The sequence below is a fragment of the Clostridium sp. genome (genome assembly GCF_016650095.1).
GTDB lineage: Bacteria > Bacillota > Clostridia > Clostridiales > Clostridiaceae > Clostridium_AD.
Genome location: NZ_JAENWL010000238.1, coordinates 1 through 5,905 on the forward strand (window position 1 = coordinate 1; position 5,905 = coordinate 5,905).

The window sequence follows — 5,905 nt, forward strand, 5'->3', positions numbered from 1 at the left end:
ATATCAAATTAATGTATATAGGATATATAATCTAAGGAGGAATAAATTAATGATAATAAATAATTTTAAAAAACTGAGTGTAATAGCTCTAAGTCTAGCAATTCTAACTTTTGTAGGCTGCAGTAGCGGTAAAAGTGCTAACAAATCTATTGGTGAGCAAATGGGTTACAAAATTACAGGTATAGATGCTGGTTCTGGCGAAATGGAGTTTGCAGAGCAAGCTTGCAAAGAATATAACACAGATTATACTGTTCAAGCTAGCTCAGGTGCTGCTATGACACAAGCACTAGCAGATGCTTATGCAGATGAAAAGCCAATAATAGTTACTGGTTGGTCTCCTCACTGGATGTTTTCTAAATATGACTTAAAATACTTAGACGACCCTAAGGGAATTTTCGGTGGCGTTGAACACACAAGTACAGTTGTACGCAAAAACTTAAAAGAAAAAATGCCCAATGCTTATAAAATATTAGATCAATTTTATTGGACTCCAGCAAATTCTGAATCTGTTATGCTTGAAATTAACTCTGGCGGAGACATAAAGAAAGTTGCAAGACAATGGGTTACTGACAATAAAGATAAAGTAAGTGAGTGGACTGCAGGCGCAAAAAAAGTAAATGGCGATCCAATCAGGCTTGCTTATGTTGCTTGGGATAGTGCAATTGCATCTACTAACGTAATTGGAACAGTATTGGAAGATATGGGTTACAAAGTTGATCTTGTACAAGTAGATGCAGGACCAATGTGGGCTGCAGTAGGTACTGGAGATGTAGATGCTATAGTTGCAGCTTGGTTACCAGGAACACACGCTAAATACTATGCAGACTACAAAGATGTCGTTGAAGATTTAGGACCAAACCTAGAAGGTGCTAGAGTAGGCTTAGTTGTTCCTACGTATATGGATATTAATTCTATAGAAGATCTAGCTAGATAGATTATAAAAAGTAGAAACCTCTGTAAAGCTCCTGCTATACAGAGGTTTTTTTATATGTCAACTAAACCAGTTACTCATATGCCTCATCCCCTAAAATCTTAAGGGTTTTCGGAATTCTTATATATATAATATCACTTCCAGAACTAGTAACACCGTTCTTACTTTCATTATCTGTTTTTTCATAAAACTGCTTAATAGCAATGTCTTTAGAAAACTGTGTAAGTCTATACTCTTGCTTTTCACACTCTATATTTAGTTTACTTCTATATTTCCAAAGATCGGTGTTTGTGTAAGTAAAACCCCTACTGTCAATATAATAACAATAAAGACATTAGACTTTTGAGTAAGAACAGTGCATAGATAAACAAGTGAGCTGAACAATATAAAATATAAGAAGTTAGCACCAATACTGCACATAATCTCCACTGGTGTTAGGTAAATTCTTTTCTAACTGCGGCATCCATTCCTGTAGTTGGTTCATCCATAATAGTTAGAGCACAATGACTAACTATCCCTAGTATCATATTAAATGTACTAGTCATTCCCTTAGAAAGCTCGCTGTGTTTTCTATTTTGATCTAGTGAAAAATACTCAAGAAGTTTTCTACTCATTATTTCATCAAAGTTTGGATAAAAACTATTTGTAGCGGTCAAAATTTCATCAAGGGTTAATTGCTTTGAGAAACTCATGTTTTCATCAATAAATATTATGTTACAGGATACATTTAAATTATTAAATGGATTTTCATTAAAAACCTTAATTTCACCATCAGTAGTCTTTAAGAATCCACTTAACAGCTTTAATAGAGTAGTTTTACCCGCACCATTTCTACCAATAAGACCAGTGATAGTGTTTTCCTCAATAGAAAAGCTTAGATTGTTTAAGGCATTATTTTTTTTATATGCTTTGGTAACATTAGTACATTGAATAATCTTCAAATTTATCCCTCCCCGCTTTTTATAAAGAATATTTTGCGCGGCTAGAATAAATTAACAAAGAAGAACTTCCAGTTGCTACTATGGGTCAATCCCCACGGCAGAAAACTGGAAGTTCTTCCTTTCTAAAGTTTTTATTTCAGTGGACTCTACCACAGTTATAACTAAAACTTTATTATAGTGGATACGCACCATTCCATACTATATCCCTATAATTTGTTGGATCAGTATCGCCTTCTGTACTGAACATTAATACTACAGAATCTTTGCTTAAGCCAAGTTTTTCCTTTACTAAGCTATACTCAGGATTAGTCATTAGAAGTGAAAGTACTCCCGCACCTATTGCTGCTGACTCTCCAGAAATTACTCGCACGTCCTCTCCAATAGGGTTACCGAGAATTCTCATTCCTGTAGCAGTTACACTATCAGCACATTTACAGAAACCAGTAGCGAAATTTCTTATTATTTCCCATCCTGCTGGAACAGGTTCTCCACATGCAAGCCCTGCCATGATACTATCTAATGATCCACCTACTGTATAAGCAGTACCATCATTCATTTCCCCAGACTTAAAGTAACATGCTGCATTTTTAGGCTCCATTATAAGTGTAGTTGGCATATCTCCATTATAATAATTTGATATAGCTCCTATTACACCGGACGCCATTGCACCAACACCAGCTTGAACAAACAAATGAGTTGGCTTTTTATAACCTGCAGCTTCTAGTTGTTCTATTGCTTCCATTCCCATAGTCGAATATCCTTGAAGAATAGTCCTCGGAACTTCTTCGTAACCTTCCCATGAAGTATCTTGTACTATATACCAATTATTTTCAGTTGCCATTTCATTTGCATATCTTACAGTATCATCATAGTTAAATTCAGTAACTGTAACAGTTGCTCCTAATGCTTCTATGTTTTTTACCCTGCTTTCTACTGTTCCCTTCGGCATATAGATAATTGCTTTTAAACCTAATTCCTTAGCTGTCCAAGCCACACCTCTACCATGATTTCCATCAGAACAAGTAGCCAAAGTAATATCCTTAATTTCTGATTGAACGCTCTCAGATTTTAAGTAATCAAAAGTAACATTTGAAACGTCAACTCCTAGCTTGTCACAAACTAACTTAGTAATTGCATAAGAAGCTCCTAATATTTTAAATGAGTTTATATCTCCTCTTTGTGATTCATCTTTAATAAATATTGACTTTACTCCTATATACTCAGATAAACTTTTTAATTGCACTAAAGGAGTAGCCGTGCAATCAGGAATACTATTATGAATATGTCTAACTTTTTTTAATTGTTCTACAGATAGAAATTCTGCGCATCTTTCCTCTTTAGCATCATATTTTCCATTAACTATAAATTCAATATTATTTGTCGTTTTTGGCATTTGCTCATCTCCACTTCAATGTAATCGATTAAGATTCTTTTTAGTTTCATACAATTAATTATATTGTAAATTATTCATATAGTAAATATAATTCTGCATCATTCCATATTATTCAAATAAATAATTCTCAATCTTATTTCTCTTACGTGACAAAATGTCTGCAATAAAAAATACAGATATATTCACTAAAATAAATATTACCCCTAAAACCGCTGCATTTCCTGTATCCCCGTTGCTTATATAAGGATACATCATAGAAGATAGTGTGCGCACTTTACCTCCCCCTATTAGAAAGGTTGAGAAATATTCAGAGAATGAAATAAGAAACCCTATAGAAAAAGATAGGTATATTCCAGGTGCCAAAAGCGGAAGTAATATCTTTGAGTAAATCTTTGTTTTCGTGCATCCCATGGTTCTTGCGACATTTTCCATATCGGGGTTAATGCCCTTGAAAAAAGATATAAAAATATTCGTAGCATAAGGCACTGAAACAAGCATGTGCGCAGATATCACTCCAGTAAAGCTGTTAATCAAATGGAGTTTTATCATCATCAAATGAACACCCATAAATAGTGCGATTGAGGGTATAAATAATGGAAGGGAAAAAAATATTTTTATGAATTTGTCCCCAAAGAATGTATATTTCACTAAGGCTCTCGCAGTCATAATTCCTACTAGCGTTGCCAGCACTGCGTTTAGCGTTCCAATGACAATACTATTTAATAGACTGATATAAAACTGAGGATTTCCCAATATAATGTTTTCCCACAACCCCATGGTAAATTTATCCGGAAACAAAAGTGGATAGCGGTAGTATGAAAAAATTGAAAGTAGAAATACCAGCGTCATTGGAAATAAAATAATAATGGTTGTTAGCAGTAAAATCAACTTCCTCATGACCTCCTCCCCTTAAGCAGAATCTTTAATAGCATAGCATATACCCCTATAATTATGCCTCCAAGTATAATCAGAATTACGTTCATTGCCATGCCTTTTGGAATCGCACTAAGATTAGGGTTAATGAACAAGCTATAAAGTTTTGATGACAGAGATACTGGTGAAATGCTTCCTAACAAATATGGGACCTCAAAGGAGCCTAGTGCATAGGCAAATACAATGCAGGATGTCCATATTATTGCTCCAGAGCTTAGAGGTATATAAATCTTTCGGAGGATAGTGAGTCCACTAGCATTCAAAGATTTTGCAACATCTTCATATGTACTGCTGATTTTGGACATGACATTAAGGACCAATAATGCTATAAATGGTGTGCCTTTGAAAACATACACCCATATAATACCCAGTCCCCTTCTATCAAAAACAAGTTCTGGAAAGCTTTTCAAATCCTTCAGTACCCCTATATTGTACATAAGCCTAGAAATAAGCCCTGTTTGACTTAGCATTAGCATTGCTAAAAAAACCACATATAGATAGGGTATAATCAGCCCCATCTGCAAGATTTTCTTAACTATACCCTTGATAAGCGAATTTCTTGAGGTCACAAAACAATAGGCAATGATGATTCCAAGAAAAGTAGACAAAATTGTCGCCATGACAGCTATATATACAGAGTAAAGCATATCCTTAAGAAAGCTATTTTGCCCAAAAATTTCCTTGTAACTATCCAGGTTAAAAGTATTAAAACCCAAAACAGGGATATAACCCATGCTTTCCTTTACAGTTTCTATAAGTCCGCCACCAATCAGAAAAATATACAGTATCAAAATAGGTGATAAAAGTACATAGGGTGTAATCCTCTTAAAACGCATTATTTTCCTCCTATTTCGCTTATCCATATTTCCTTGATCCAGTCGATATATTGGGATTTCATTTCTGGAAGTCTATGCTGCGAAAGTTCTTTAATGGAAAGTGCACCTGGGCCTGCCTGTGCTTCTTCAAGTTCTACATTTTGATCATCACTTAGCTTACTTACATCTAAGGCTGGCATATCTCCCCATACTTCGGCTTTCAATTTTTCAATTTGAGCTTTTGGACTTTCTAGGAAATCAATTACAAGTAGTGCAGCTGCCTTATTTGGCGCATTGTAAGGCACGGCAAGGTAATGCGAATTTCCTATAGTTCCGGTGTCAAAAACAAAGCTTTTTACTGTCTCCGGATACTCTCCTTTTTTTACAAGCCCTGCGGTTTTACCTATTTCAAAGCCCATGGTCATTGAAATTTCCCCATTTTTAAAAAACTCATCCTGTAGGGCTTGCGTTGCAGGAAATGCCTTTCCTTCTCTCCATAGGTACTGGTTCATTTCCTTAAAATAAGCAACCACAGGTTTTGAAATCTGAAGGAACTCCTCCCTTTTCATATCCTTTTGGAAAACATCACTTTTCCCCGTTAGCTCATAATAGGCAGTTCTGATAAAAGATACTCCCGCAAAATCATCGGGAAGCTTTGGGTATGTAAATTTTCCAGGATTTTTTTTAACCCATTCCATTAATTCCTTAAAGTTTTTCGGTGGAACAGGAACTACTTTGGAATCATAAGTAAGTACAAGCTGTGCTCTACCCCAGATGGCTTCTGATCCTTCTATAGGAACACCAGTATCAAACTTTAAATCATCTGCATTTTCATCATAATACTTCTTTAGATTTGGCAAAAGTTCAGTGAAGGGTCCCCATATAAGCTCGC

6 protein-coding genes are annotated in these 5,905 nt (G+C 35.2%); 1 reads left to right on the forward strand and 5 read right to left on the reverse strand.

The annotated features are described in order from the left end of the window. Positions 1-49: 49 nt before the first annotated feature. The gene (locus tag JJE11_RS13110; RefSeq protein ID WP_291636328.1) at positions 50-934 is read left to right on the forward strand and encodes a glycine betaine ABC transporter substrate-binding protein; all 885 of its coding nucleotides are present in this window, start codon (positions 50-52) and stop codon (positions 932-934) included. Positions 935-1,365: 431 nt separating this feature from the next. Here JJE11_RS13110 and JJE11_RS13115 read toward each other — a convergent pair whose 3' ends face one another. The 5 genes from JJE11_RS13115 to JJE11_RS13135 all read right to left on the reverse strand — a co-directional run. Next, positions 1,366-1,872 carry an ATP-binding cassette domain-containing protein gene (locus JJE11_RS13115; protein ID WP_291636330.1) on the reverse strand — a complete coding sequence of 169 codons (507 nt, stop codon included), beginning with the start codon at positions 1,870-1,872 and terminating at the stop codon, positions 1,366-1,368. Between the two features lie 172 nt (positions 1,873-2,044). Beyond that, positions 2,045-3,265, reverse strand: a complete 1,221-nt coding sequence (gene dpaL / locus JJE11_RS13120; protein ID WP_291636332.1) for a diaminopropionate ammonia-lyase — start codon at positions 3,263-3,265, stop codon at positions 2,045-2,047. A gap of 108 nt (positions 3,266-3,373) precedes the next feature. Further along, the gene (locus JJE11_RS13125; RefSeq protein ID WP_291636334.1) at positions 3,374-4,162 is read right to left on the reverse strand and encodes an ABC transporter permease; all 789 of its coding nucleotides are present in this window, start codon (positions 4,160-4,162) and stop codon (positions 3,374-3,376) included. Further along, positions 4,159-5,034, reverse strand: a complete 876-nt coding sequence (locus JJE11_RS13130; RefSeq protein WP_291636336.1) for an ABC transporter permease — start codon at positions 5,032-5,034, stop codon at positions 4,159-4,161. Before JJE11_RS13130 ends, JJE11_RS13125 begins: the two co-directional genes overlap by 4 nt. Next, positions 5,034-5,905: ABC transporter substrate-binding protein (locus JJE11_RS13135; protein WP_291636338.1), on the reverse strand; the 872-nt coding region annotated here is incomplete at its 5' end. The genes JJE11_RS13135 and JJE11_RS13130, both read right to left, overlap by 1 nt.

Excerpts from the sequence above, each read along its gene's own strand:
- JJE11_RS13110 (WP_291636328.1), top strand. The coding sequence starts at position 50 with ATGATAATAAATAATTTTAAAAAACTGAGTGTAATAGCTCTAAGTCTA.
- dpaL (WP_291636332.1), bottom strand. The coding sequence starts at position 3,265 with ATGCCAAAAACGACAAATAATATTGAATTTATAGTTAATGGAAAATAT.
- JJE11_RS13125 (WP_291636334.1), bottom strand. The coding sequence starts at position 4,162 with ATGAGGAAGTTGATTTTACTGCTAACAACCATTATTATTTTATTTCCA.
- JJE11_RS13130 (WP_291636336.1), bottom strand. The coding sequence starts at position 5,034 with ATGCGTTTTAAGAGGATTACACCCTATGTACTTTTATCACCTATTTTG.